The sequence below is a fragment of the Azospirillum sp. A23 genome, assembly GCF_042938965.1.
Classification (GTDB): domain Bacteria; phylum Pseudomonadota; class Alphaproteobacteria; order Azospirillales; family Azospirillaceae; genus Azospirillum; species Azospirillum melinis.
Map to the genome: position 1 here is coordinate 464,685 of NZ_CP170667.1, position 21,444 is coordinate 486,128.

Consider the following 21,444-nt stretch of genomic DNA (forward strand, 5'->3'; position numbering starts at 1 on the left):
GACAAGGATCGAGATGTGGCGGATTGCCGCGCAACAGGCCGCAGCGTGCCGAGAGGCCCGGGGGGGGCCTCCTGCCGGCGCGCCGCGGCGGGCGGTCAGTGGACGCTGACCGGCTCCATGTCGTTCTGGACGATGGCGGCGAAGGCCAGTTCGCGGTCGGCGACGACGCTCAGCGGCGTGCCGTCGGCGGCATGGATGGCGAAGGCGGCGGCGCCGTCCATCTCCACCGGGCGGACATAGGCGACGTCGCCCAGGCCGAAGCTGGCGAAATCCTGGGTCGACAGCTGGCGCAGCTGGCTGTGGGTATCGTGCATCATGGTCTTGGTCTCCCGCGGCTCCCCGTCATGGGCGGCCGCGCGTGCAGAGTATCGGGGGCGAGAGTATCAGGGAAGACAGCGGGAAAGGGGGATCAGTCGTCCCGGCCGTCGGCGGACACGTCGATGGTGCGGGGCATCGCACCGGCGGCGGTCTTCTTCGGCTGTTCGATCTTGATCGTGCGGACCTTCGGCTCCGGCATCGGGCGGGTCAGGTCGATGTTGAGCAGCCCGTTGTCGAGCGAGCAGCCCACCACCTCGATCCCTTCGGCCAGCACGAAGCTGCGCTGGAACTGCCGCGCGGCGATGCCGCGGTGCAGGTAGACGCGCGACTTGTCGTCGGTCTGGCGGCCGCGGATGACGAGCTGGTTGTCCTCGATCTGGACCGACAGGTCATCGGAGGTGAAGCCGGCCACGGCAAGCGTTATGCGGAGGCCGTCGTCGCCGATCTGCTCGATGTTGTAGGGAGGATAGCCTTCGGCCGAATTCTTGGCGATCCGGTCGAGCGTCCGCTCGAACTGGTCGAAGCCGAGCAGCAGCGGGCTGTTGAAAAGCGAAAGGCGAGTCGTCACAACGCATCCTCCTCACGACGGGAGCGAGTTGCGGAAGGTGGGCCCGTTTCCGGCGCCCGGCGGGTCGGCGGCCCAGCATCCGCCGGCGCCGCCATGCCTATAGATTGGGAGAGCCGCGGCTGCGGTCAAGAACCCTGTGCGCCTCTGGAATGGTTAAGAATCTCAGGAGCCTCGCCAAGCTCCACGGCCACCGCGTCGGCGATGGCGAGGCAGGAGGTCAGGCCCGGCGATTCGATGCCGAACAGGTTGACCAGCCCGGCCACCCCATGGGTGCCCGGCCCCTGGATCAGGAAGTCCGCCTGCGGCTGTCCCGGCCCGCTCAGCTTCGGCCGCACGCCGGAATAGGCGGGCACCAGCGCTTTGTCCGGCAGCCCCGGCCAATAGGCGCGGACCGCGCCATAGAAGGAGTCGGCCCTGGCGGGGTCTACGGCATAATCGATCCCGCCATTCACGTCGCCCAGCCATTCCACGTCGGGGCCGAAGCGGGCCTGCCCGGCAAGGTCCAGCGTCAGGTGGACACCCAGCCCGCCCTCCACCGGCACCGGATAGACCAGCCGCGAGAAGGGGGAGCGGCCGGCGGCCAGCGCATAGTAGTTGCCCTTGGCCAGCACGCGCGGCGGCACGTGGGCGGCGTCCAGCCCCTCCAGACCGCGGGCAACGGCCCAGGCACCCAGCCCGGCGGCATTGACCAGCGTGGAGCAGGCGATGCGCATCGGCTCCGCCCCGCCGACCTCCAGCTCGAACCCGGCCGCGGTGCGGTGGGAGCGCTCCAGCGGACTCAGCAGCGCCAGCATCGCCCCGGAGTCCTCCGCGTCGCCCAGCAAAGCCAGCATCAGCCCATGGCTGTCGATGATGCCGGTGGAGGGCGACAGCAGGGCGCCGACGGTGCGCAGGTTGGGCTCCCATCGCATCGCCGTGGCGGCGTCGATCTCCGTCAGGTCGGTGACGCCGTTGGCCGTCGCCTGGGCGCGGATCGCCGCCAGCTTCGGCAGCTGCGCCTCCTCCGTCGCGACGATCAGCTTGCCGATGCGGCGATGCTCCACCCCGTGGGCGGCGCAGTAATCGTAGAGCGCGTCTCGGCCGGGCACGCACAGTTGGGCGCGCAGGCTGCCGGTCGGATAATAGATGCCGGCATGGATGACTTCGGAGTTGCGGGAACTGGTGCCGGTGCCGATGGCATCCGCCGCCTCCAGCACGATCACCTCGCGCCCGGCCCGTGCCAGCCGCCGCGCCACCGCCAGACCGACCACGCCCGCCCCGACGACCACGCACTCCACCCGTTCCATCGCGTCATTCCTGCCTGCCGCTTGCGCCGCCGGGAAGGGGAGCGGAAAAGGGCGGGGCGTGCAAGAGGTTCCAAATATGCCGTCGAACCCGCATATGCGTCGGGCTTGACTCCGCCGTGCCAATGGGTATTGTGCGCGCCTTCACCTCCTGGGAAAGCGGGCGCGCGCAATTTTTGACGCCCCGTCCGTCGCCTGAACAGGGCGGACGGAACTACCGGGACAACATCAACTCGTGTCCAACGAGGCCTGAGAGTTATGAGCAAGCGTCAAGAGTCCAAGTACAAGATCGACCGCCGCCTTGGTGTCAACCTGTGGGGCCGCGCCAAGAGCCCGCTGAACAAGCGCGAGTATGGCCCGGGCCAGCACGGTCAGCGCCGCAAGAAGCCGTCGGACTACGGTCTGCAGCTGATGGCCAAGCAGAAGCTGAAGGGCTACTACGGCAACATCGGCGAGAAGCAGTTCCGCCGCGTCTATGCCGAGGCCGTCCGCCGCAAGGGCGACACCGGCGAGAACCTGATCGGCCTGCTGGAGCGTCGTCTGGACGCCGTGGTCTACCGCATGAAGTTCGCGCCGACCCCGTTCGCCGCGCGCCAGCTGGTCAACCACGGTCACATCCTGGTCAACGGCCGCCGTCTGAACATCGCTTCGGCCCGCATCAAGGACAACGACACCGTCGAGGTGCGCGCCAAGTCCAAGCAGATGGCGCTGGTCCTGGAAGCCGCCGCTTCCGGCGAGCGTGACATCCCCGACTATCTGGAAGTCGACAGCAGCGCGCTGAAGGGCCGCTTCGTCCGCGCTCCGCTGCTGGCCGATGTTCCGTACCCAGTCCAGATGGAACCGAACCTGGTCATCGAGTTCTACTCGCGCTGATCGGTCGGCTCCCGCCGAACGCGAAAGGCCGCTCCCTCGGGAGCGGCCTTTTTGCTTTTGGGGCCGCAGCGTTCCGGTGTTGCCGGGCCGGCAGCCCGGCAGTCACCGCCGGCGCGTCAGCAGCAGTGCCGTCAGGTCGTCGTCGATGGGGCCGGTCGCGGTCAGGTCGTCGAGCAGGCCGGACAGCAGGCCAGCGTCGTCAGGCTCGTGCAGGCGGCGGGCGAGCAGGGTGGCGAGGCCGTACTCGTCCAGAACCTCGTGGCCCTCGCCGCCGCCGATCGGGATTTCGATGGCCGCATCGGAATAGAGGAACAGGCGGGCACCGGGCGGCATCGGCAACCGGCGGGCGTCGTAGGTGACCGACGAGAGCAGGCCGAGCGGGAGCCCGCTGCCGTCGCCCAGCCGCGGCGCCTCGTCGCCGGGATGCCAGACCATCGGCGCCGTCGATGCGGCGGACGCATAGTGGAACTCCCCGGCCACAGGATCAATCAGTCCGGTCAACATGGTGGCGAACTGGCCGCTGGGCAGCAGCCCGCACAGCCGGCGGTTCACCGTCTCCAGGAACTCCGCCGGGGTCAGGTCGGTGCTGCCGATCCGGCGGCAGATGGCATCCAGCCGGAAGGTGTTCAGCGCGGCACCGACCCCATGGCCGGAGAAATCGACCAAATAGACAGCGACCCGGCCGTCGGGCAGATGCTCGATCCCCCAGAAATCGCCGCCCAGCTCGGAGGAGGGCGCGAAATGCGCCTGGACGGCGATGCCGGTCGCCGCCTCCAGCTCGGCCAGCCGCTCTGGGCCGGGCAGCATCCGGGCCTGCATGGCGCGGGCCAGCTCCAACTCGTTTTCCGTGCGGCTGTGATACTGCTCCAGGTCGCGCAGCATGGCCCGCTTGCGCAGCTGGATGCCCACGCGGGCCAGCAACTCCACCGCGTTGATCGGCTTGGTGACATAGTCGGTCGCGCCGGCGGCGAAGGCGCGGGCGCGGTCCTCCGCCCGGCTCAGGCTGGACTGCACCAGAACCGGCAACGATTTCCAACGTGGGTCGGCACGCAGGCGCCGGCACATCTCGAACCCGTCCATCTGCGGCATCATCAGATCGAGCAGCACGAGATCCGGCTTGAAGCGCTCCATCAGGACCAGCGCATCCTCCCCGTCCTCCGCCTGCTCGATCAGGGTGATGCCGCCGCGCTCCAGCAGGGCCAGCAGAAGGTGACGGTTGATCCGGTTGTCGTCGACGATCAGCACGCGGGCGCCGGCCAGCCCGTCGACGGCATCGCGCGCCTCGGCCGGAAGCAGGTCTGACGGCGGAGACTTGCTCATTCCGCCACCTCCCGTTCGATCCACAGCAGCGTGTGGTCGTCGCCGCCGACCTGTCCCAGGGCGGAACCCAGCGAGCGGACCACGGCATCGAAGCCTTCACCCTCCGCCACGGCACGGGCGATCATCCAGCCGAGCCCGATCCCGGTCCCGCCGGCGTCCAGCGCCTCCAGAACCGCGACGGAGTAGAGCGCCAGCACGCTGCCCCGCGGCAACTCCATCACGTCGCTGCGGTAGCGGGTGCCGGGCGCGATGCCGATCGGCAGGCCGGCGGCCGCACCGAACGCCGGCTTGCCGTCGCCGTTCAGGATCATCGGCGGCGCCCCGTCCGCCGAGGCGTGGATGAAGCGCCCGGCCTCGCCATCCACCACGCCATAGGTCATGGTGGCCTTCTCTCCCGGTGCCAGCAGCCCGGCGGCGCGGTCGTTCAGCGCGGTCATCAGGATGGCGGCGTCCTCGCCATGGGCGGGGCCCAGCTCCTGCAGAAGGGCGTGCAGCCGGAAGGCGTTCAGCGCCGCCGAGACTCCGCGGCCGGCGACGTTCAGCAGATAGGCGCCGAAGCGCCGCCCGCCCAGCGGCAGCACCCCCCAGAGATCGCCGCCGAGATTGGGCGAGATCACGCTGTGCGCGCGCAGGCGGCAGCCCGCGGCGGCAGCCACGGCGGCGCTCTGCGCCGGCGTCGGCAGCAGGTGCTCCTGCATCGACCGGGCGATGGACAGCTCGGCCTCCACCCGCGCCCGATAGGTCTGAAGGCGGCGGATCAGCACCCGGTCTTCCAGATGGATGCGCACGCGGGCCAGCAGCTCCGTGCGCTCCAGCGGCTTCGACACCAGATCGGTGGTGCCGGCGGCGAAGGCACGGTTGCGGTCCTCGCCCGACGACAGTGCGGTCTGCACCAGGATCGGCAGGTCGGCCGTCTCGGGTATCGCGCGCAGGCGGCGGCAGACCTCGAACCCGTCCATTCCCGGCATCATGATGTCCAGGATCAGCAGGTCGGGGATGGCGGCCTCGATCATCGCCAGCGCCTCGAACCCGCTGGCGGCGAAGGAAACCTGCCGGAAGCCCGCCTCGGCGAGGAAGGCGCCGATCAGCGTGCGGTTGAAGGCGGTGTCGTCCACCACCAGGATCGGGCAGTCCAGGACGGTGCAGTCGGGGATCCGGCATTCGCAGAGCCGGTCGCCGGAACCCTGCACATCGGAGTGTCCGGAATCCGATGGCGGGATCGCTCCACAGCCGGGATTATGCCAGCCATCCGCGGTCACAGCCGGAACCTCATGCGGATGCGGCGGCCGCCATCCTCGATCGTCAGCCCGTCGGCGATGTTGCCGATCAGGTCGAGGCCGCGGCCCGACGCTCCCGAGTTGGCACGCGGGCCCGGGGTGAAGCCGGCGCCTTCGTCGGTGATCTCCACCGTCGCCAGCCGCCGGCCATCCTCCGCCGGGTCGATCCGGAGCGTGACGACGATGCGGCGGCCCGCCAGCACCGGGTCGGCCAGACGGTCGCCCAGGTCGCGGGAAAAGCGTTCCAGCTCCTGGGCGCTCAGCTCCTTCATGCCGGCGACGCCCAGGTTGCCGTGGACCAGCGCATTGCTGACCGCCTCGTGCAACGCAAGTTCGATGTCGTCGCGGCGGTCCCCCTCCAGCGGATGGCGGGCGCTCAGCGCGGCCAGCAGCCTGCCGCCAAGCTGGAGGTCGTGCGCGGTGGCCGTGGTCAGGTTCAGGTAGAGGTCGCTTTTCGCCGCCTCCGCCAGGAATGGCGCCAACCGGTCGGCAGTATCGGAAGCGCCGGTATCGGCCGGCGGCTCGATCCAGGCGGCGACGGGCGGGAGCCAGAGCGCGTCGGACTCGGGGACGGCGCTCCCGTCTCCGGCCAGCAGGACTGCCAGCGGCGCCGGTCCGGCGGGCGCCTGCACCGGGGACAGGCGCAGCGCCAGCGCCAGCCGGTTCAGCCGGTCGGCCGCCAACCCCGGCGCCAGAAGACCGGCGAAGCGGGTGCGGCAGCCGACGGCCTGGTCCGCCTTCTGTGTCTTGCCCTGGATTGTCCCGTCGATCACCGGGATCAGTCCTCGATCGGGACGATCTTGGCGATCTGCGCCACGGTCAGCACCCGTTTGACCTGACCGGCGGCACCGCGCAGGATGAACTGCTTGGCGGCGCGGTCCATCTCCTCCCGCGCGATCAGAAGCATGCCGATGCCGGCGGAATCGACGAATTCGAGCGACGACAGGTCGAGGACCTGACGCTTGAGCTTGTTCTGCCCCATTTCGCCGATCAGTGCCCGTAACTTCGCGTGGTCGTTGAAGGTCAGGCGACCGCGCAGGCGGATGACCGCCTCCTGATCGCGCACTTCGATCCCGTAGTCCATAGGCCCGTCTTTCCGCAAATGTGGTTCAGTGTACAGGCGGGGGGCACCGCACTAGAAGAGTTCAATATCACCGCCGGCGCTGCTTCCCCCTGCGGCATCGAGGTCAAGCACACCGTTTTCGTCCAGGGCCGTGCCTTCCAGCAGCAGCCTGCGCACGAAGCGCTCGCGCATTTCGCTCAGCGTGAAGCGGCCCATCAGCTGGTTCAGCCATTCCTGCGGTTCGCGTGCGCCGATGGCGGGCGGCACCTGGGCGCGGATGCGGGTTTCCAGCTCTCCCAGCCCGGCGCTCATGATGGCGAGGCTGTCGTTGATCGCCTCGATCCGCTGCTTGGTCAGGTCCTGGAACTGCATGCCGGTGATGACGTGCGCGATGGTGGACGACATATCGGACGACACCGACGCCGCCGTCTCCAGCACCGACTGGAAATGGTTGGTCTGCTCCACCAGGCTGTCCATCGTCTTGTCGACGCGTTCCTTGGCCAGCATCTGCGGCGACATGTCGGTGTTGGCGATCTGGCGCAGGATGTCGTGGCCGTTGCGCACGCCCTTCACCACGGCGGTGACGGTGCCGCGCATGCGGTCGGCCAGTTCGCCGGTGGAGCGGGAGAGGTGCCGCACCTCCTGCGCCACCACGGCGAAGGTCCGCCCGGCCTCGCCGGCACGGCTGGCCTCGATGGTCGCGTTCAGCGCGAGGAAGTTGGTCTGGCGGTTGATGCCGTCGATGTCGCCGATCGATTTCTCCAGCTCGGCCACATCCTTCTGCACGTCGTCCAGCAGATAGACCATGCTCATGGCATGGCGCGACAGGGTGACGATGTTGGTCACCATGTCGGTGATCACGTCCTGCATGCCGACGACCAGCCTGTCGAGCGGCACCCGCTCGCCGTCGATGTCGACCGACCCTGCCATGTCGACGATCTGGGCCACCCGCTCGGACTGCTCCAGCGCCTTCCGGGCCAGTTCGCGGAAGCGCTCCGACAGGTCGAGGGTGGAGGTCTCCACATGGTCGGAGGTGCGCGTCAGCTCGCCCTGCACGATGTCGAGCGTGCGGCGCTGCACGTCGGCGAAGCCGAGCCAGGTGGACAGAAGCTCCGCGGTGACCGCGACCTTGGCGTCGCCGTCCGGCGTCGCGGAGACGTCCCGGGGCGCGGCATTCCGAGGGCCGGTCTGGACGGCGTCGTGGGCAGCGGACTTGAACATACTGGTGCTCCTTGGAAACTCTACCCGGATCCCCGATCAGGTCGGGGCGGTGCGGGGGCGTTCGCCGACGGCGTCGAAGGCGCGCAGCATTTCGGCGGGGATTTGGGCGAGCGGCAGTTCGACCCCGACCGCGCCGGCCTCCCTGGCGGCGCGCGGCATTCCATAGACGACGCAGCTCGATTCCTGCTCGCCGACGGTGAAGGCGCCGGCGTCATGCATCGCCTTCATGCCGATGGCGCCGTCACGGCCCATGCCGGACAGGATGACGCCGACGGCGTTGTTGCCGGCCGCCTTGGCGACGGAGGCGAACAGCACGTCGACCGACGGGCGGTGGCCGCTGACCGCGGGGGTGTCCTGGATGTGGCAGACGAAGCCGGCGGTGTCGCGGACGATGGCGAGATGGCGGTCGCCGGGGGCGATCAGCACCAGCCCCTGGGCCGGACGGTCGCCATGGACGGCGACCCGCACGGTGGGGGCGGACAGCCGGTCGAGCCGCGCCGCGAAGCTGGGCACATAGCTGGGACCCATATGCTGGGTGATGACGATGGGCGGGCAGTCGGCCGGCATGGCGGCCAGCACGTCGCGGATGCGCTCCACCCCGCCCGTCGAGGCGCCGACCGCGATCAGCCGCTTGCCCGAGCCGGCACGCCGCGGCGTCGGCAGGACGCCATGGGTGGCGGCCGGGCGACGCATGGTCAGGCGCGCGGTGGCGGCGACGCGGATCTTGGAAACCAGCTCCATCGCCGTCGCCTCGAAGCCCTGTCCTTCGGAGCCGCCGGGCTTGGCGACGCAGTCCACCGCCCCCAGCTCCAGTGCGCGGATGGCGGCGTCCGACCCCTCGCGGGTCAGGGAGGAGACCATGATGACCGGTGTCGGCCGCAGGGTCATGATCTTCTCCAGGAAGGACAGCCCGTCCATCTTCGGCATCTCGACGTCCAGCGTGATGACGTCGGGGTTGGTGGCCTTGATGACCTCGCGCGCTTCGAAGGGATCGCGGGCGACCCCGGCCACCTCCATCCCCGTCTCCCGAGTCAGGATGTCCTTCAGCATTTCGCGCATCAACGCGCTGTCGTCGACGATGACGACGCGGATCGGTCTGGGCATGGGTCAGCTCCCTTCCGGATCGGCGGGGGTGAACAGTTCGACCTCGCCCTCCTCGGGGGCCTGGCTCAGGTGCGTGATGAAACGCCGTTCGCGGGTGACGGTGTCGGCCGCCGCCTCCGGCCGCAGCAGGCGGCGCAGCGCGCGTCCGCTGTGCGGGAAGTAATGCACCCGCCGGGCGGAGCCTCCGCCCAGATCGTGGCCGGCCAGCGTCAGCCCTTCCGTCCGCACGTAATCCAGTGCGAAGCGGCAGTTCAGCCCGCCGATGTCGTAGCTCGATTCGATGACGCGTCCGCCACCGAACAGCTTGACCTGCAGGCGCTGACGTTCGGCACCGGCGGCCAGCAGCGCGTTGATCAGCCGCTCCATGGCGACCGAGCCGTAGCGCGCGGCCATGCCGGCCCCCTCAAGCTCGCTCGCCGGCAGGTCGGGCAGCATGAAATGGTTCATGCCGCCGATGCCGCGCACCGGGTCATTGACGCAGGCCGCCACGCAGGAGCCCAGCGTCGTCGCGATCATCAGGTCGGGACGGTCGCTGACCGCCTGCTGACCCAGCCCGATCTTGACGGTGTCGGCGTTGAATTCCCGGTTGAAGTAGCGACCGCTTCCCAAGCGGTTGCGGGGCGTCGGGCTGGCTGGCTCCTGCCGGGGGAGGGGTTCGGCGTTCATCGCTCACTCCCTCCGATAGATGGTCGGACCGGCCTGCCGGAACAGGTTCGACACGCCATACAGGCTCTCCGAGTGGCCGAGGAACAGATACCCGCCGGGGCGGAGCATCCGGGCGAAGTTCTCTATCACCTGCATCCGGCCACGGCGGTCGAAATAAATCAGGACATTGCGGCAAAAGATCGCGTCGAACGGGCCGGACATCGGCCAATGTTCCAGCAGGTTGAGGGGTTTGACGGTCACGAGGCGCTTCAGCTCCTCGCCCATCGCCACAGCCGGCTCGCCGTCCAGCCGGGTGTCCGTGGTGAAGCGCTGGCGGATCGCCGGCGGAATGCCGGTGGCGCCCGACAGCGGGTAGATGCCGCGCCGGGCGGTTTCCACCATGTGGGTGTCGATGTCGGTGGCGAGGATGCGGGCGTCCCAGCGGCGCAGTTCCGCCCCCATGGCGGAGACCAGCACCATCGCCATGGTGTAGGGCTCCGGTCCGGAGGAGCAGCCGGCCGACCACAGCCGCAGCCGCGGTTTCGGCTTGTGGGCGTTCAGCGTCCGCAGCTCCGGCAGGACGGTGGAGGCGAGGAAGTCGAAATGATGCGATTCGCGGTAGAAGCTGGTCAGGTTGGTGGTCAGTGCATTGACCAGGAAGCCGATCTCGTCGGCCACGCCGTCGCATTGCAGCAGGGCGCAATAGGCGTCGAAATCGGGCAGCCGCAGCTCGCGCAGGCGGCGTGCCAGCCGGGCATAGACCATCTCCGCCTTGTGCGGCGCCAGCGCGATGCCGGCCAGCTGATAGAGCAGGCCGGCGATCAGGTCGAAATGGTGCCGCTCGAAATGAAATTCGCGCGCGCCACCGAACACCGCGGTCGGCGCGGCCGGGGGGCGCCGCAGCGTCTCGGGTTCGGTCAGTGAGGCGGGCGAGCGGTCGGTCATCGCGGCACCGGGGGCAACATCAAGAGACCTCGGGTCAGGCTGATCTGCGATCGAGGGTGAAGAAGGTCATCTGCTGGCGCAGCTGGTCGGCCTGATCCTCCAGGGAGCGGGCGGCGGCGGTGCTTTCCTCCACCAGGGCGGCGTTCTTCTGGGTCATCTCGTCCATCTGGGAGATGGCGATGTTGACCTCGTCGAGGCCCGACGCCTGCTCGGCGGTCGCCCGCGCGATCTCCGACACCAGATCGGCGACCCGCCCGATGCCCGACACGATCTCCGTCAGGGAACTGCCGGCCGACCGCACGAGGTCGACGCCCTCGCGCACCTGCCCGCCGCTGTCCAGGATCAGCGACTTGATCTCCTTCGAGGCCTGGGCGGAGCGCTGGGCGAGCTGCCGCACCTCCTGCGCCACCACGGCGAAGCCGCGTCCGGCGTCGCCGGCCCGCGCCGCCTCCACCGCCGCGTTCAGCGCCAGCAGGTTGGTCTGGAAGGCGATCTCGTCGATCACCCCGATGATGTCGGAGATCTTCTGCGACGAGTGTTCGATCCGGCGCATCGCCTCCACCGCACTGGTCGCCACCTGCCCGCCGCGCGAAGCCGCGGCGCGCGCCTCGGTGGCGTAGCCGTTGACCTGCTGGGCGTTGTCGGCGTTGGAGCGCACGGTGGCGGCGAGCTGTTCCATGCTGGCCGCGGTCTCCTCCAGCGAGGAGGCCTGCTGTTCGGTCCGCTCCGACAGGTCCATGCTGCCTTCCGCCACTTCGCGGCTGGCGATGGCTATGGAGCCGGCGGCATGGTCGATGCGCTGCACGATCTCCGACAGACGGCCGACCGTGCCGTTGAAATCGTCCTTCAGCCGCTGGAACACGCCTTCATACTGCTTGTCGATGCGGCTGGTCAGGTCGCCGCGCGACAGGGATTCCAGCACCGTTGCCAAGTCCTCGGTGACGGCAGCGATGTTCCCGGACAGGCGGTTGATGCCTTCGCTGACCAGCCGGAAGAAGCCGCTCTTGCCGTCCAGCGGGATGCGGTGGGTGAAGTCGCCGCGCACGGCATTCTCCACCATGGCGCCGATCTCCGCCTCGATCGCCAGTTCCTCGGTCAGGTCGCGCCATTCGATGACGGTGCCGAGCCGCTCGCCCCGGCGGCTGACCACCGGGTTGGCGATGACCTGGAAGGTGCGGCCGCCGGTCTTGGCCAAGCCGCGATGGGTGTGGGTCAGATCGGTCAGCAGGCGGCGCTGGTGGGTCGGGTCGCGGTGGAAGACGTCGAAATTCTGTCCGACCAGCCTGCTCGGATCGAAGCCGGGCAGCGCGGTCCGCAGGTCGGCCTCGGCATGGCGGAACATCGCCATGATCGAGTCGTTGGCATAGAGGATGCGGCCGTCGGCATCGGCCATCATGATGTTGGCCGACACCCGTTCCAGCGCGATTCGGGAGCGCAGGGCCTCCACCGCCTCGTCCTTGAAGGCGTCGACGGCGCGGGCCATGTCGCCCAGCTCGTCCTGCTGGCCGGTGTGGGGGACGCTGACCGACAGCTTGCCCTCCGTCAGTTCGGTCATCACCCGGCGGATGCCGGTGACTGGCCCGACGATGGAGGCGGCGATGCGGTTGGCCGCGACGATGCCGATCACCAGCGACAGCAGGCCCAGCCCAACCGTCAGGCGGATGGTGAAGGCGGCTTCGCTGCCGGCCGCCTGCTCGATGGCCCTGGAGCCGGCGGCGATGGAGGCGACGATGCCGTCGATGGCACGGTTGACCGCGGATGCGGCGGTCACGAGGTCGTCGGTGCGGCGCTTGGCGTCGTCATTGGCGGCGACGATCTCGCGGAAGGCGCTGCGGTATTCGGCAGCGCGGGCGTCGACGTCGCGCAGGGTCACGGACAGGGTGGCATTGTTTTGCAGCAGGGTGGACAGCCGGGCGATCCCGGCGCCCATCGCCTTGCCTTCCGCCTCCACCTGGGCGGCGGCGGCCGGATCGCGCAGGCCGATGGCGCGGTTGGCGTAGAAGCGGGTCAGCAGCCAGCGCTTCTCCACCTCCTGCATGCCGAAAGCGATGTCCTTGTCGCCGGAGGCGTCGGCCGCGGCCACCGCCTCTTCCAGCCGCTTGGTCACCTGGGCGCCCAGCGGGTCCATGCGCTCGTGCAGCGTCCGGTCGGCGCGCTCGCGCACGGTCCGCACCGCGTCGAATTTCTCGTGATAGGCGCCGTGCAGGCTGTTGAGGTCGGCGAACGCGGCGGCCTGGGGGGAAGCCTTCATCATGGCCTGCCGGTCCGACATCGCCGATTCGAACTCCCCGCGCAGGACGCGCAGCCGGTCCAGCGCCTCGGTGGTGCCGAGATTGATGTATTCCCGGGTTTGCAGCCGTTGCGCACCCAGGCGGCTTTCCAGATCCTTGGCGAAGACGGCGAGGTCGCCCGACGCGATGACGCTGTCGATGCGGCGGTTCAGCCCGTCCAGCCCATAGATGCCGGTGCCGGACTGGGCGGCGATCAGAACCAGCAGCAGGCCGAAGACCAGCCACAGCCGCTTGGCGATGCGCATGTTGCTGAGGAAGGTGCCGGATTTGGCGATCGTACCGTCGGTGGCCATCGCTGACGTTCCCTCTTTTTATGGCTTCTCGTTGCGGCCTGCGCAGCCGGGGGATCGCCAACCGGTATCAGGTCGGCTCCAGCGCCGCGCGGGTGGCGTCCTGGTCGACATGCTCGCCGGCGAACAGCTTCCCCACGTTGAGCAGGGTCACCATCCGGTTCTCGGCGGTGTAGAGGCCGCTGAGATACTCGGCGTCGACCAGACCGCTGTCGACATCGGGCGGCGGTTTGATGGCGTCATGGCCGATGGCGAGTATGTCGGAAATGGCGTCGACCAGGATGCCGCGCGTTCGCTCCCCCACCTGCATCACCACCACGACATGACGCTTCGTCACCTGGGTCAGGCCACCGCCGAAGCGGGCCCGCAGGTCGAAGATCGGGATGATGATGCCGCGCAGGTTGATCACGCCGCGGACATAGTCGGGAAGATTGGGCAACCGGCTTTCCGGCGTCCAGCCGCGGATTTCCCTGACTGCCAGGATGTTGACTCCGTACTCCTCGCTGCCGACGGTGAAGGTGACGTACTGTTCCTCGCTCCCGTTCGCGGCGCCGGCCGGCTGGAGATCGGTGCGGGAACTGACGGGGGCGATTGCGGTGGAACTGCTCATCGCTGAACCTCAAACCGTTTGGCGTTGATGCTGGTCGGACTTGTCCGCCGGGGCGGGCAGGGACGGGGAAGGCCGGGGGCTGCCGCCGGAGGCGTTGCCAGTGCCTGAACCATGGCGGCTCATTTCGCGCAGGCCCGCCACGTCCAGGATCAGGGCGACTCGGCCGTCGCCCAGGATGGTGGCGGCGGCGACGCCGTCCAGCCGGCGGAAATTGGATTCCAGACTCTTGATGACGACCTGCTGCTGGCCCAGCACTTCGTCCACCACAAGGCCGAGGCGGGAGCCGTCCTCCGTCTCCACCAGCACGACCAGCCCCTTGGTGGCGTCGTCGATGGCCTTGGGGATGCCGAACAGCCGGTGCAGATGGACGAGCCGGACATATTCGCCGCGCGCCATCATGACGTCGCACTTGTTGACCAGCCCATGCAGGTCGGCGGGCTTGGGGCGCAGGCTTTCGACGATGTTGGTCAGCGGCAGGACGAAGCGTTCCTCCCCGACCGAGATCACCATGCCGTCCAGCACCGCCAGCGTCAGCGGCAGCGACAGGACGAAGCGCGACCCTTCGCCCGGCGTCGAATAGACGCCGATCCGCCCGCCCAGGCTGGAGATGTTCCGCCGTACCACGTCCATGCCGACGCCACGGCCCGACAGGTTCGACACCTGATCGGCGGTAGAGAAGCCGGGCAGAAAGATCAGGTGGTCGATCTCCTCGTCCGACAGGCTGGCACCCGGCTGCACCAAGCCCTTCTCGATGGCCTTCGACAGCACCTTGGCACGGTTGATGCCGCGGCCGTCGTCGGTCACCTCGATCACGATGCGGCCCGACCGGTGGGCGGCCGACAGATGCACGGTGCCGGCGCGCGGCTTGCCGACGCGCTCCCGCTCCTCCGGACCTTCCAGCCCATGGTCGATGGAGTTGCGGATCATGTGTGTCAGCGGGTCGACGAGGTTCTCCACCACCGTCTTGTCGACCTCCGTCGTCTCGCCGGTGGTGACCAGCATCACCTCCTTGCCGGTCACGGCGGCGCATTCGCGCACCAGCCGTGGCATGCGCGAAAAGACGCTGGAAACCGGCTGGGCGCGGATCGACATCACGCTTTCCCGCAGTTCGCGGGTGTGCTGGGCGAGGCCTTCCAGCCCCTCCAGCAGTTCCTGGAACTGGCCCGGCGGCAGGTCGCGCAGATGCTCGGCGATCATCGCCTGGGTGATGACCATCTCGCCGACCATGTTGACCAGCCGGTCGATCTTGTCGAGATCGACGCGGATGGTGTGGGTGGTCGGCCCGGCATGGTCGCTGCCGCCGGTGCCGCCGTTCGTCCGCCTGGCGCCGTCGCCGGGCTTCGCTGCGCCCGACGTGGTGGCGGCCGGGGTGGCGGCCGGGATGGCCGGTGCGGCTGCGGGGGCAACCGGCTCCGGCAGATTAGCGGCAGGGGCGGGCGTGACCGGCTCCACTGGCGTAATGAGCGCGGGGGCGCTGATCGCCGGCGGCGGGGCTTCGGCGCTGATGCGGATGTCGCAGTCGTCGGCGACGAACTCGAACACGTCATCGATCTGGGCGCGGTCCACCTGCGGGTCGGCCAGCAGCGTCACCGTCCAGGACAGGTGCAGCAGTTCGGCGTCGAGGTCGCGCAGGGAGGGCAGCCTGTCCAGATGGCACACCACCTCCGCCTCGCCCAGGCGGCGCAGGGCGCGCAGCATGTAGGTGGGCTCGTTGCCCGACAGCAGCAGTTCGGCCTTCGGACGGAAGGCGATGGTCCAGCGGACCTTCCCTTCGGGAACGGGGCCGGTGGCGGGCGCCGACTGGTCGTCGCGCGCGGCCTGGATCGCCGCCAGCGCGTCGCCGAAGATGCCGGCCTCGTCATCCTCGTCGTCGGGATAGAAGCCTGCGGCAGCCTGGATGGCGGCGGCCGGCGCGGCCGGGGCCTCGATCGCCGGTTCCCCGGCCTTGCCCAGGAAGCGGCGGAGGGCGGCGACGGTGTCGTCGGTGATGCCGGCCGGCACCTCGGTTTCGTCGGCGGCGTGGGCGAGCAGGCGGGCCAGCACATCGTTGGCGCGGATCAGCGTGTCGACCAGTTCGGTGCTGACCGGGATTTCGGCGTTGCGCACGCCGTCCATCACCGTTTCGAACTCATGCGCGAAAGCGACGAGGTCGTTGAAGCCGAAGGCGCCGCCGCCGCCCTTGATCGAATGGACGGCGCGGAAGATCGCGTTCACCTCGTCCATGTCGATTTCGCCGGGGGCGAGGCGCAGCAGCCCCGCCTCGGCGACCGCCAGGAGTTCGGCGCTCTCGTCGAAGTAGGTCTGTTTGAAGCGGCTGAGATCGTCCACTGCTGCACCCCTCCCTGAATCCGACGGCTTGCGGTCAGCCGCAGACCTTCTGCACCACCGACACCAGCTTGTCGGGGTTGAAGGGCTTCACGATCCAGCCGGTGGCGCCGGCGGCGCGGCCTTCCGCCTTCTTGCTCTCGTCCGCCTCGGTGGTCAGCATCAGGATCGGCAGGGTGCGGTGGGCCGGGATGGCGCGCAGCCTGCGGATCAGGGTCAGCCCGTCCATCACCGGCATGTTCAGGTCGGTGATGACCAGATCCACCTTGTTGGTGGCGATGGCGCTCATCGCCTGCTGGCCGTCGGCGGCTTCCACCACGTCATAGCCGGCGCCCCGCAGGGTGAAGGACACCATGTCGCGCATGGTGCGCGAATCGTCCACCGTCATCACTTTCTTCTTCACGCTCGGCTCCATTGCTTCAGCCAGGCGGCGAGTCCCAGATCCTCGCACGCTTCGGACAGGACCTCGGACGGGGTGGCGAGGACGAAGGCGGCCCCGCGCTCGGCCGCATCGCGGGCGGCGACGACCAGCGCCTGGATGCAGGCGGCGCTGATGCGCTCCACGGCGTCGGCCTGGACGGTGACGTCGGCCGAGGCCTTGAACGCCGCGCGCAAACTGTCCAGCAGAGGTTGCGCCATAGGCAAATCGAGGTCGCTCGGCAGGCCCAGGCGGAGCCGGCCGTCATCCTCATCCGTCCACTTGATCAGCGACACGCCACCCCTCCGTCTACGGCAGGCACATTCTTGCGCATTCCGGTTGCAGCAGCGACGTTGCCAGACTGCGTCTCAAGGATTCGTTAAGCGCAAGCTTCGGACGGAGGGGGCGGCGGCGGGAAGTTGGGGATAACCGCAATCAAAAATGGGACATGGTGGAGGGGGAGGCCCCGGGCAGGATGCGTCAGCCTTTCGTCCGCGCGATCAGCGGACGGAATTCGGCCAGGACGGACACGTAGACCGGGCGCTTGAAGGCGACGATCAGGCCCGGCAGTTCTTCGGCGTCGATCCATTTCCAGGCGTCGAATTCCGGGTGGTCGGTGTCGAGCCGGATGTCGGTCTCGTCGCCGGTGAAGCGGGCCAGCATCCACATCTGCTCCTGCCCGCGCCAGCGGCCCTTCCACACCTTGCCCAGCAGATCGTCGGGCAGGTCGTAACGGTGGGGGGCGGCGGTCATGGCGATGAACTCCGCCTTCGCCGTGCCGATTTCCTCCTCCAGCTCGCGGAAGGCGGCGCTGCGGGCATCCTCGCCCTCGTCGATGCCGCCCTGGGGCATCTGCCAGTCGGCCTCCGACCCGCAGCGCTTGGCGACGAACACCTCGCCGCGTCCGTTCAGCAGCATGATGCCGACGCAGGGACGGTAGGGCAGGGACTCGCGATCAACAGGGGGGCGATCGATGGGGGCGGTCATGCCGGCGGGCTCCGTTCGGGTCAGGCTTTCGTGAGGAAGAAATAGACGGTCATCGCCGCCCCAACCAGGATCACCAGCTTGCGCAGGACCGGCGGCGGGATGTGGCGGGCGACCGAAGCGCCGGCATAGCCGCCGGCCATCGCGGCGACCAGCATGATCAGCGCCTCCGTCCAATAGACCGCGCCGCCGAGGACGAAGGCCGCCACCGCCACCGCATTCAGGCAGCCGGAGACCAGCGACTTCAGCCCGTTCATCGCATGCAGGTCGGTCAGGCCGAAGACGCCGAGCGTCGCCAGGATCAGGATGCCGATGCCGCCGCCGAAATAGCCGCCATAGACGGCGATCAGGAACTGCACCGCCAGCACCGTGCCGTGGCCGATGGTGAAGTTGCGGCGGACCCAGGCCGAGGCGGTCGGGCCGATGGCGAACAGCAGCGTGGCGAACAGCAGCAGCCACGGCACGATGACCTCGAAGGTCCGCTGCGGCGTCCACAACAGCAGAAGCGCGCCCAGCAGTCCGCCGACGAGGCTGATGCCGAGGAAGGAGGGCAGGTGCACCTCGCGGATGCGGCCCAGCTCCCGCCGGTAGCCGAAGGCGCTGGCCAGCGCGCCGGGCGACACCGCGACGGTGCTGGTGGCGTTGGCGTTGAGCGGCGGCACGCCGGCCAGGATCAGCGCCGGGAAGGTCAGGAAGCTGCCGCCCCCGGCCACGGCGTTCAGCACGCCGGCGAAGAAGGCGGAGACGATCAGCAGCAGCGTCAGCATGTCACCCTACCCGAAGGCCTTGTGGCCCGAAAACCTTGTCCCGGTGCGGCCGGCGCGTTGCGTTTTGCACACGCCCGCCCATACCGCAACGCCGAAGTCCCACAACCGCGCGGCTTTCGCAACCCCGAACAATTCGTTAAGGTCGTCGTCCCTTCAATGGATAGAGTGTCCGGAGACCTCCATGTCCGCCCTGCTCGATACCACCGACGCCCTGCACGACCAGATGATCGCCCTCGGCCGCGCCGCCCGCGCTGCCGCGGCCGCGCTGGCGACCGTGCCAGGACCGTCGAAGGACCGGGCGCTGAGGGCGGCGGCGGCGGCCATCCGCGCCCGCGCCGCCGAGATCAAGGCGGCGAATGCCGATGACATGGCGAACGCCCGCGACCTGTCCGGTCCCATGCGCGAACGGCTGATGCTGGACGACACGCGCATCGAGGCGATGGCCAAGGGGCTTGAGGACATCGCCGACTTCCCCGATCCCATCGGCGGCGTGCTGGCGGAATGGACGCGGCCCAACGGCCTGCGCATCCAGCGCGTCCGCGTGCCGCTGGGCGTCGTCGGCATCATCTATGAAAGCCGGCCCAACGTGACGGCGGATGCCGGCGGCATCTGCCTGAAGTCGGGCAACGCCGCCATCCTGCGCGGCGGGTCGGAGAGCATCCGCTCGTCCCGCGCCATCGCGTCCTGTCTGGCCCAGGGCCTGCGCGAGGCCGGGCTGCCGGAGGCGGCGATCCAGCTGGTGCCGACAACCGACCGCGCCGCCGTCGGCCATATGCTGACCATGCGCGATTACATCGACGTCATCATTCCGCGCGGCGGCAAGTCGCTGATCCAGCGCATCGCCGACGAGAGCCGGGTGCCGGTCATTAAGCATCTGGACGGCAACTGCCACGTCTATGTCGATGCCGCCGCCGACCTGGAGAAGGCGCGCAAGGTGGTGCTGAACGCCAAGATGCGCCGCACCTCCATCTGCGGCGCCGCCGAGACCCTGCTGGTCGACCGCGCCATCGCCGACACGGCCCTGCCGGTTCTGGTGAAGGATCTGCTCGATGCCGGCTGTGCGGTGCGCGGCGATGCGGCGGCCCAGGCGGTCGATCCGCGGGTGACGGCGGTGGCGCCGGAAGATTGGGATACCGAGTATCTCGACGCCATCATCGCCTGCGGCGTGGTGGACGGGGTGGATGGGGCCATCGACCACATCGACGCCCACAGCTCCCACCACACCGAATCGATCCTGACCGAGGATCCGGCGGTGGCGGAACGGTTCCTGTCCCGGGTGGACAGCGGCATCGTGCTGTGGAACGCCTCGACCCAGTTCGCCGATGGCGGCGAGTTCGGCATGGGGGCGGAGATCGGCATCTCCACCGACAAGTTCCATGCCCGCGGCCCGGTGGGTGCGGAGCAGCTGACCAGCTACAAGTATGTCGTGCGCGGCGATGGCCAGACGCGGCCTTAAGACCGACCTCTCCCCTTCCCTTGGAACCCTCTCCCCTCCGGGGAGAGGGCAGGGTGAGGGGGATCCGTCTGCCGGACGGTTCTCGAAGCGGCTGCAAAAGGCCCCCAGCCTCTATTCCGGCCCGCTCTATGCCGGGCTGACCATCGGCATTCTCGGCGGGTCGTTCAATCCGGCCCATGCCGGGCACCGGCACATCAGCCTGTTCGCGCTGAAGGCGCTCGGGCTCGACCGGGTCTGGTGGATGGTCAGCCCGCAGAACCCGCTGAAGTCCAACTCCGGCATGGCGTCGCTTCCCGAACGGCTGGCGGAGGCGCGGGCCGTCGCCGCCCATCCGCGGATCGAGGTGACGGCCATCGAGACCGCGCTGGGCACCCGCTACACCGCCGATACGCTGGCCAAGCTTCAGCGCCGCTTCCCCAAAACCCGCTTCGTATGGTTGATGGGGGCGGACAATTTGCGGCAAATTCCACGCTGGAAGCACTGGAATCGAATCTTCGACTCGGTGGCCGTTGCGGTTTTCGCCCGTCCAACCTATTCTCTTGGTGCGTTGAGCGGCAAGGCCGCCCAGCGCTACACCCGTCGGCGGGTGTCGGTGTCCGGGGTAAAAGGGCTGGCGCGCCGCAGGCGGCCGGCCTGGGCGTTCTTACGCAACCCCTTGCACCCGGCCTCGGCGACGGCGATCCGGCAGGCACGGGCCGCCGGGTCGTGACACCGTTGCAAGAGGTTGGAGCCATCACCACGCACACCGAAACGGCCGCGACCGCTCCGCGGCCAGCCGCCGTTCCCCAGATCCTGGAACCGCAGGACCTGAAGGCGCTCATCCAGGCGTCGCTCGACGCCGACCAGGCAGATGACGTGACCGTCATCGATCTCGCCGGGAAAACCACCTTCGCCGATTACATGATCGTGGCGTCGGGCCGCAACACGCGGCACATCGGCGCCATGGCGATGAAGCTGGCCGAAAAGCTGAAGCAGGCCGGCGTCCGCGGCGTCGAGATGGAAGGCATGGCCCAGTGCGACTGGGTGCTGGTCGATGCCGGCGACGTGATCGTCCACCTGTTCAAGCCGGAAGTCCGGACCTTCTACAACATCGAGAAGATGTGGGGTCTGGAACTGCCGACGCCGTCGGGCACGGCGCGGCTGAGCGCCTGACGGGCCGCAGGCGGAAACGACGGCGGAGGGCCGCATCATGCGTCTGTGGCTCGCCGCCGTTGGGCGGTCGCGGGGTGGACCGACCCGCGACCTGTTCGACGAGTATGTCGGACGGCTCGGCTGGCCCTTCACCCTGAAGGAGGTCGAGGTGAAGAAACGCCTCTCCTCCGACGAATTGAAACGGCAGGAGGCGGAGCTGCTGCTCGCCGCCGTGCCGGTCGGCGCCATCGTCGTGGCGCTGGACGAACGCGGCAAGGCGCTGCCCAGTGAGAGTTTCGCCGCGAAGATCGGCGACTGGCGCGACCGCGGCGCCGGCGATCTCGCCTTCCTGATCGGCGGTGCCGACGGCCATGGCGACGCGGTGCGGGCGCGGGCCGACTTCCTGCTCGCCTTCGGGCCGATGACCTGGCCCCACATGCTGGTGCGCGGCATGCTTGCGGAGCAACTCTATCGCGCTCAACAAATTCTTGCCGGTCACCCCTATCACAGGTCCTGATTCCGAGCGTCGCATCCGGCGCGCGGAATAGCGCCGGA

Annotated in this window: 22 protein-coding genes and 1 pseudogene; 5 read left to right on the forward strand and 18 right to left on the reverse strand. The window is 69.0% G+C overall.

Annotation, left to right across the window (positions count from 1 at the left end; translation table 11 throughout):
* Positions 1-95: 95 nt before the first annotated feature.
* The 3 genes from ABNQ40_RS19495 to ABNQ40_RS19505 form a co-directional block, all read right to left on the reverse strand.
* Positions 96-317 (reverse strand): DUF1150 family protein, encoded by a 222-nt coding sequence (locus tag ABNQ40_RS19495; RefSeq protein WP_098739183.1) that lies wholly within the window; start codon positions 315-317, stop codon positions 96-98.
* A 92-nt stretch (positions 318-409) separates the two neighbouring features.
* A complete protein-coding gene (locus tag ABNQ40_RS19500; protein WP_098739184.1) occupies positions 410-886 on the reverse strand; it encodes an Hsp20 family protein in 477 nt (158 codons plus the stop codon).
* Between the two features lie 125 nt (positions 887-1,011).
* Positions 1,012-2,172, reverse strand: coding sequence for an NAD(P)/FAD-dependent oxidoreductase (locus ABNQ40_RS19505; RefSeq protein ID WP_109048953.1), 1,161 nt, complete (start codon positions 2,170-2,172; stop codon positions 1,012-1,014).
* Positions 2,173-2,427: 255 nt separating this feature from the next.
* Here ABNQ40_RS19505 and rpsD point away from each other — a divergent pair, with 255 nt between their 5' ends.
* Positions 2,428-3,042: a 30S ribosomal protein S4 gene (gene rpsD, locus ABNQ40_RS19510; RefSeq protein WP_109048954.1), complete on the forward strand. Its 615-nt coding sequence runs from the start codon at positions 2,428-2,430 to the stop codon at positions 3,040-3,042.
* A gap of 102 nt (positions 3,043-3,144) precedes the next feature.
* Here rpsD and ABNQ40_RS19515 read toward each other — a convergent pair whose 3' ends face one another.
* The 15 genes and pseudogenes from ABNQ40_RS19515 to ABNQ40_RS19585 all read right to left on the reverse strand — a co-directional run bounded on the left by ABNQ40_RS19515 (position 3,145) and on the right by ABNQ40_RS19585 (position 18,302).
* Positions 3,145-4,362, reverse strand: coding sequence for a PP2C family protein-serine/threonine phosphatase (locus tag ABNQ40_RS19515; RefSeq protein WP_109048955.1), 1,218 nt, complete (start codon positions 4,360-4,362; stop codon positions 3,145-3,147).
* The gene (locus tag ABNQ40_RS19520; protein ID WP_282187177.1) at positions 4,359-5,552 is read right to left on the reverse strand and encodes a response regulator; all 1,194 of its coding nucleotides are present in this window, start codon (positions 5,550-5,552) and stop codon (positions 4,359-4,361) included. Before ABNQ40_RS19520 ends, ABNQ40_RS19515 begins: the two co-directional genes overlap by 4 nt.
* A gap of 65 nt (positions 5,553-5,617) precedes the next feature.
* Entirely contained in the window at positions 5,618-6,412 is a 795-nt protein-coding gene (locus tag ABNQ40_RS19525; protein WP_247879686.1) for an ATP-binding protein, read from the reverse strand.
* 5 nt (positions 6,413-6,417) lie between these two features.
* On the reverse strand, positions 6,418-6,723 hold the full coding sequence (locus ABNQ40_RS19530) for an STAS domain-containing protein (RefSeq protein ID WP_109048956.1): 306 nt from the start codon (positions 6,721-6,723) through the stop codon (positions 6,418-6,420).
* Positions 6,724-6,774: 51 nt separating this feature from the next.
* Positions 6,775-7,455: pseudogene (locus ABNQ40_RS19535) on the reverse strand (methyl-accepting chemotaxis protein); the annotation flags it as partial.
* A gap of 504 nt (positions 7,456-7,959) precedes the next feature.
* Positions 7,960-9,027 (reverse strand): chemotaxis response regulator protein-glutamate methylesterase, encoded by a 1,068-nt coding sequence (locus ABNQ40_RS19540; protein WP_109048958.1) that lies wholly within the window; start codon positions 9,025-9,027, stop codon positions 7,960-7,962.
* Between the two features lie 3 nt (positions 9,028-9,030).
* Complete coding sequence (locus ABNQ40_RS19545) at positions 9,031-9,693, reverse strand: chemotaxis protein (RefSeq protein WP_109048959.1); 663 nt, start codon at positions 9,691-9,693, stop codon at positions 9,031-9,033.
* A 3-nt stretch (positions 9,694-9,696) separates the two neighbouring features.
* A complete protein-coding gene (locus ABNQ40_RS19550; protein ID WP_109048960.1) occupies positions 9,697-10,617 on the reverse strand; it encodes a protein-glutamate O-methyltransferase CheR in 921 nt (306 codons plus the stop codon).
* A gap of 34 nt (positions 10,618-10,651) precedes the next feature.
* Positions 10,652-13,201 carry a methyl-accepting chemotaxis protein gene (locus ABNQ40_RS19555; RefSeq protein ID WP_109048961.1) on the reverse strand — a complete coding sequence of 850 codons (2,550 nt, stop codon included), beginning with the start codon at positions 13,199-13,201 and terminating at the stop codon, positions 10,652-10,654.
* Positions 13,202-13,268: 67 nt separating this feature from the next.
* Positions 13,269-13,808, reverse strand: a complete 540-nt coding sequence (locus tag ABNQ40_RS19560; protein ID WP_098739194.1) for a chemotaxis protein CheW — start codon at positions 13,806-13,808, stop codon at positions 13,269-13,271.
* Between the two features lie 9 nt (positions 13,809-13,817).
* The gene (locus ABNQ40_RS19565; RefSeq protein ID WP_109048962.1) at positions 13,818-16,136 is read right to left on the reverse strand and encodes a chemotaxis protein CheA; all 2,319 of its coding nucleotides are present in this window, start codon (positions 16,134-16,136) and stop codon (positions 13,818-13,820) included.
* 34 nt (positions 16,137-16,170) lie between these two features.
* Positions 16,171-16,548: a response regulator gene (locus ABNQ40_RS19570; RefSeq protein WP_109048963.1), complete on the reverse strand. Its 378-nt coding sequence runs from the start codon at positions 16,546-16,548 to the stop codon at positions 16,171-16,173.
* The gene (locus ABNQ40_RS19575; protein ID WP_109048964.1) at positions 16,533-16,847 is read right to left on the reverse strand and encodes a lipid asymmetry maintenance protein MlaB; all 315 of its coding nucleotides are present in this window, start codon (positions 16,845-16,847) and stop codon (positions 16,533-16,535) included. Before ABNQ40_RS19575 ends, ABNQ40_RS19570 begins: the two co-directional genes overlap by 16 nt.
* A 184-nt stretch (positions 16,848-17,031) precedes the next feature.
* A complete protein-coding gene (locus ABNQ40_RS19580; RefSeq protein WP_109048965.1) occupies positions 17,032-17,538 on the reverse strand; it encodes an RNA pyrophosphohydrolase in 507 nt (168 codons plus the stop codon).
* Between the two features lie 20 nt (positions 17,539-17,558).
* On the reverse strand, positions 17,559-18,302 hold the full coding sequence (locus ABNQ40_RS19585; RefSeq protein WP_109048966.1) for a sulfite exporter TauE/SafE family protein: 744 nt from the start codon (positions 18,300-18,302) through the stop codon (positions 17,559-17,561).
* Positions 18,303-18,483: 181 nt separating this feature from the next.
* Between ABNQ40_RS19585 and ABNQ40_RS19590 the strand changes: the two genes are divergently transcribed.
* The 4 genes from ABNQ40_RS19590 to rlmH are packed head-to-tail and all read left to right on the forward strand — an operon-like array spanning position 18,484 to position 21,406.
* Positions 18,484-19,758: a glutamate-5-semialdehyde dehydrogenase gene (locus ABNQ40_RS19590; protein WP_109048967.1), complete on the forward strand. Its 1,275-nt coding sequence runs from the start codon at positions 18,484-18,486 to the stop codon at positions 19,756-19,758.
* Complete coding sequence (locus ABNQ40_RS19595; RefSeq protein ID WP_247879687.1) at positions 19,739-20,467, forward strand: nicotinate-nucleotide adenylyltransferase; 729 nt, start codon at positions 19,739-19,741, stop codon at positions 20,465-20,467. Before ABNQ40_RS19590 ends, ABNQ40_RS19595 begins: the two co-directional genes overlap by 20 nt.
* A complete protein-coding gene (rsfS, locus tag ABNQ40_RS19600) occupies positions 20,464-20,910 on the forward strand; it encodes a ribosome silencing factor (protein ID WP_109048968.1) in 447 nt (148 codons plus the stop codon). Before ABNQ40_RS19595 ends, rsfS begins: the two co-directional genes overlap by 4 nt.
* Before the next feature lie 37 nt (positions 20,911-20,947).
* A complete protein-coding gene (gene rlmH, locus ABNQ40_RS19605; protein ID WP_109048969.1) occupies positions 20,948-21,406 on the forward strand; it encodes a 23S rRNA (pseudouridine(1915)-N(3))-methyltransferase RlmH in 459 nt (152 codons plus the stop codon).
* Positions 21,407-21,444 lie beyond the last annotated feature (38 nt).

Excerpts from the sequence above, each read along its gene's own strand:
- ABNQ40_RS19580 (WP_109048965.1), bottom strand. The coding sequence starts at position 17,538 with ATGACCGCCCCCATCGATCGCCCCCCTGTTGATCGCGAGTCCCTGCCC.
- ABNQ40_RS19590 (WP_109048967.1), top strand. The coding sequence starts at position 18,484 with ATGTCCGCCCTGCTCGATACCACCGACGCCCTGCACGACCAGATGATC.
- ABNQ40_RS19550 (WP_109048960.1), bottom strand. The coding sequence starts at position 10,617 with ATGACCGACCGCTCGCCCGCCTCACTGACCGAACCCGAGACGCTGCGG.
- ABNQ40_RS19495 (WP_098739183.1), bottom strand. The coding sequence starts at position 317 with ATGATGCACGATACCCACAGCCAGCTGCGCCAGCTGTCGACCCAGGAT.
- ABNQ40_RS19555 (WP_109048961.1), bottom strand. The coding sequence starts at position 13,201 with ATGGCCACCGACGGTACGATCGCCAAATCCGGCACCTTCCTCAGCAAC.
- ABNQ40_RS19530 (WP_109048956.1), bottom strand. The coding sequence starts at position 6,723 with ATGGACTACGGGATCGAAGTGCGCGATCAGGAGGCGGTCATCCGCCTG.
- ABNQ40_RS19585 (WP_109048966.1), bottom strand. The coding sequence starts at position 18,302 with ATGCTGACGCTGCTGCTGATCGTCTCCGCCTTCTTCGCCGGCGTGCTG.
- ABNQ40_RS19515 (WP_109048955.1), bottom strand. The coding sequence starts at position 4,362 with ATGAGCAAGTCTCCGCCGTCAGACCTGCTTCCGGCCGAGGCGCGCGAT.
- rlmH (WP_109048969.1), top strand. The coding sequence starts at position 20,948 with ATGCGTCTGTGGCTCGCCGCCGTTGGGCGGTCGCGGGGTGGACCGACC.
- ABNQ40_RS19595 (WP_247879687.1), top strand. The coding sequence starts at position 19,739 with ATGGCCAGACGCGGCCTTAAGACCGACCTCTCCCCTTCCCTTGGAACC.
- ABNQ40_RS19505 (WP_109048953.1), bottom strand. The coding sequence starts at position 2,172 with ATGGAACGGGTGGAGTGCGTGGTCGTCGGGGCGGGCGTGGTCGGTCTG.
- ABNQ40_RS19560 (WP_098739194.1), bottom strand. The coding sequence starts at position 13,808 with ATGAGCAGTTCCACCGCAATCGCCCCCGTCAGTTCCCGCACCGATCTC.
- ABNQ40_RS19545 (WP_109048959.1), bottom strand. The coding sequence starts at position 9,693 with ATGAACGCCGAACCCCTCCCCCGGCAGGAGCCAGCCAGCCCGACGCCC.
- ABNQ40_RS19570 (WP_109048963.1), bottom strand. The coding sequence starts at position 16,548 with ATGGAGCCGAGCGTGAAGAAGAAAGTGATGACGGTGGACGATTCGCGC.
- ABNQ40_RS19540 (WP_109048958.1), bottom strand. The coding sequence starts at position 9,027 with ATGCCCAGACCGATCCGCGTCGTCATCGTCGACGACAGCGCGTTGATG.
- rpsD (WP_109048954.1), top strand. The coding sequence starts at position 2,428 with ATGAGCAAGCGTCAAGAGTCCAAGTACAAGATCGACCGCCGCCTTGGT.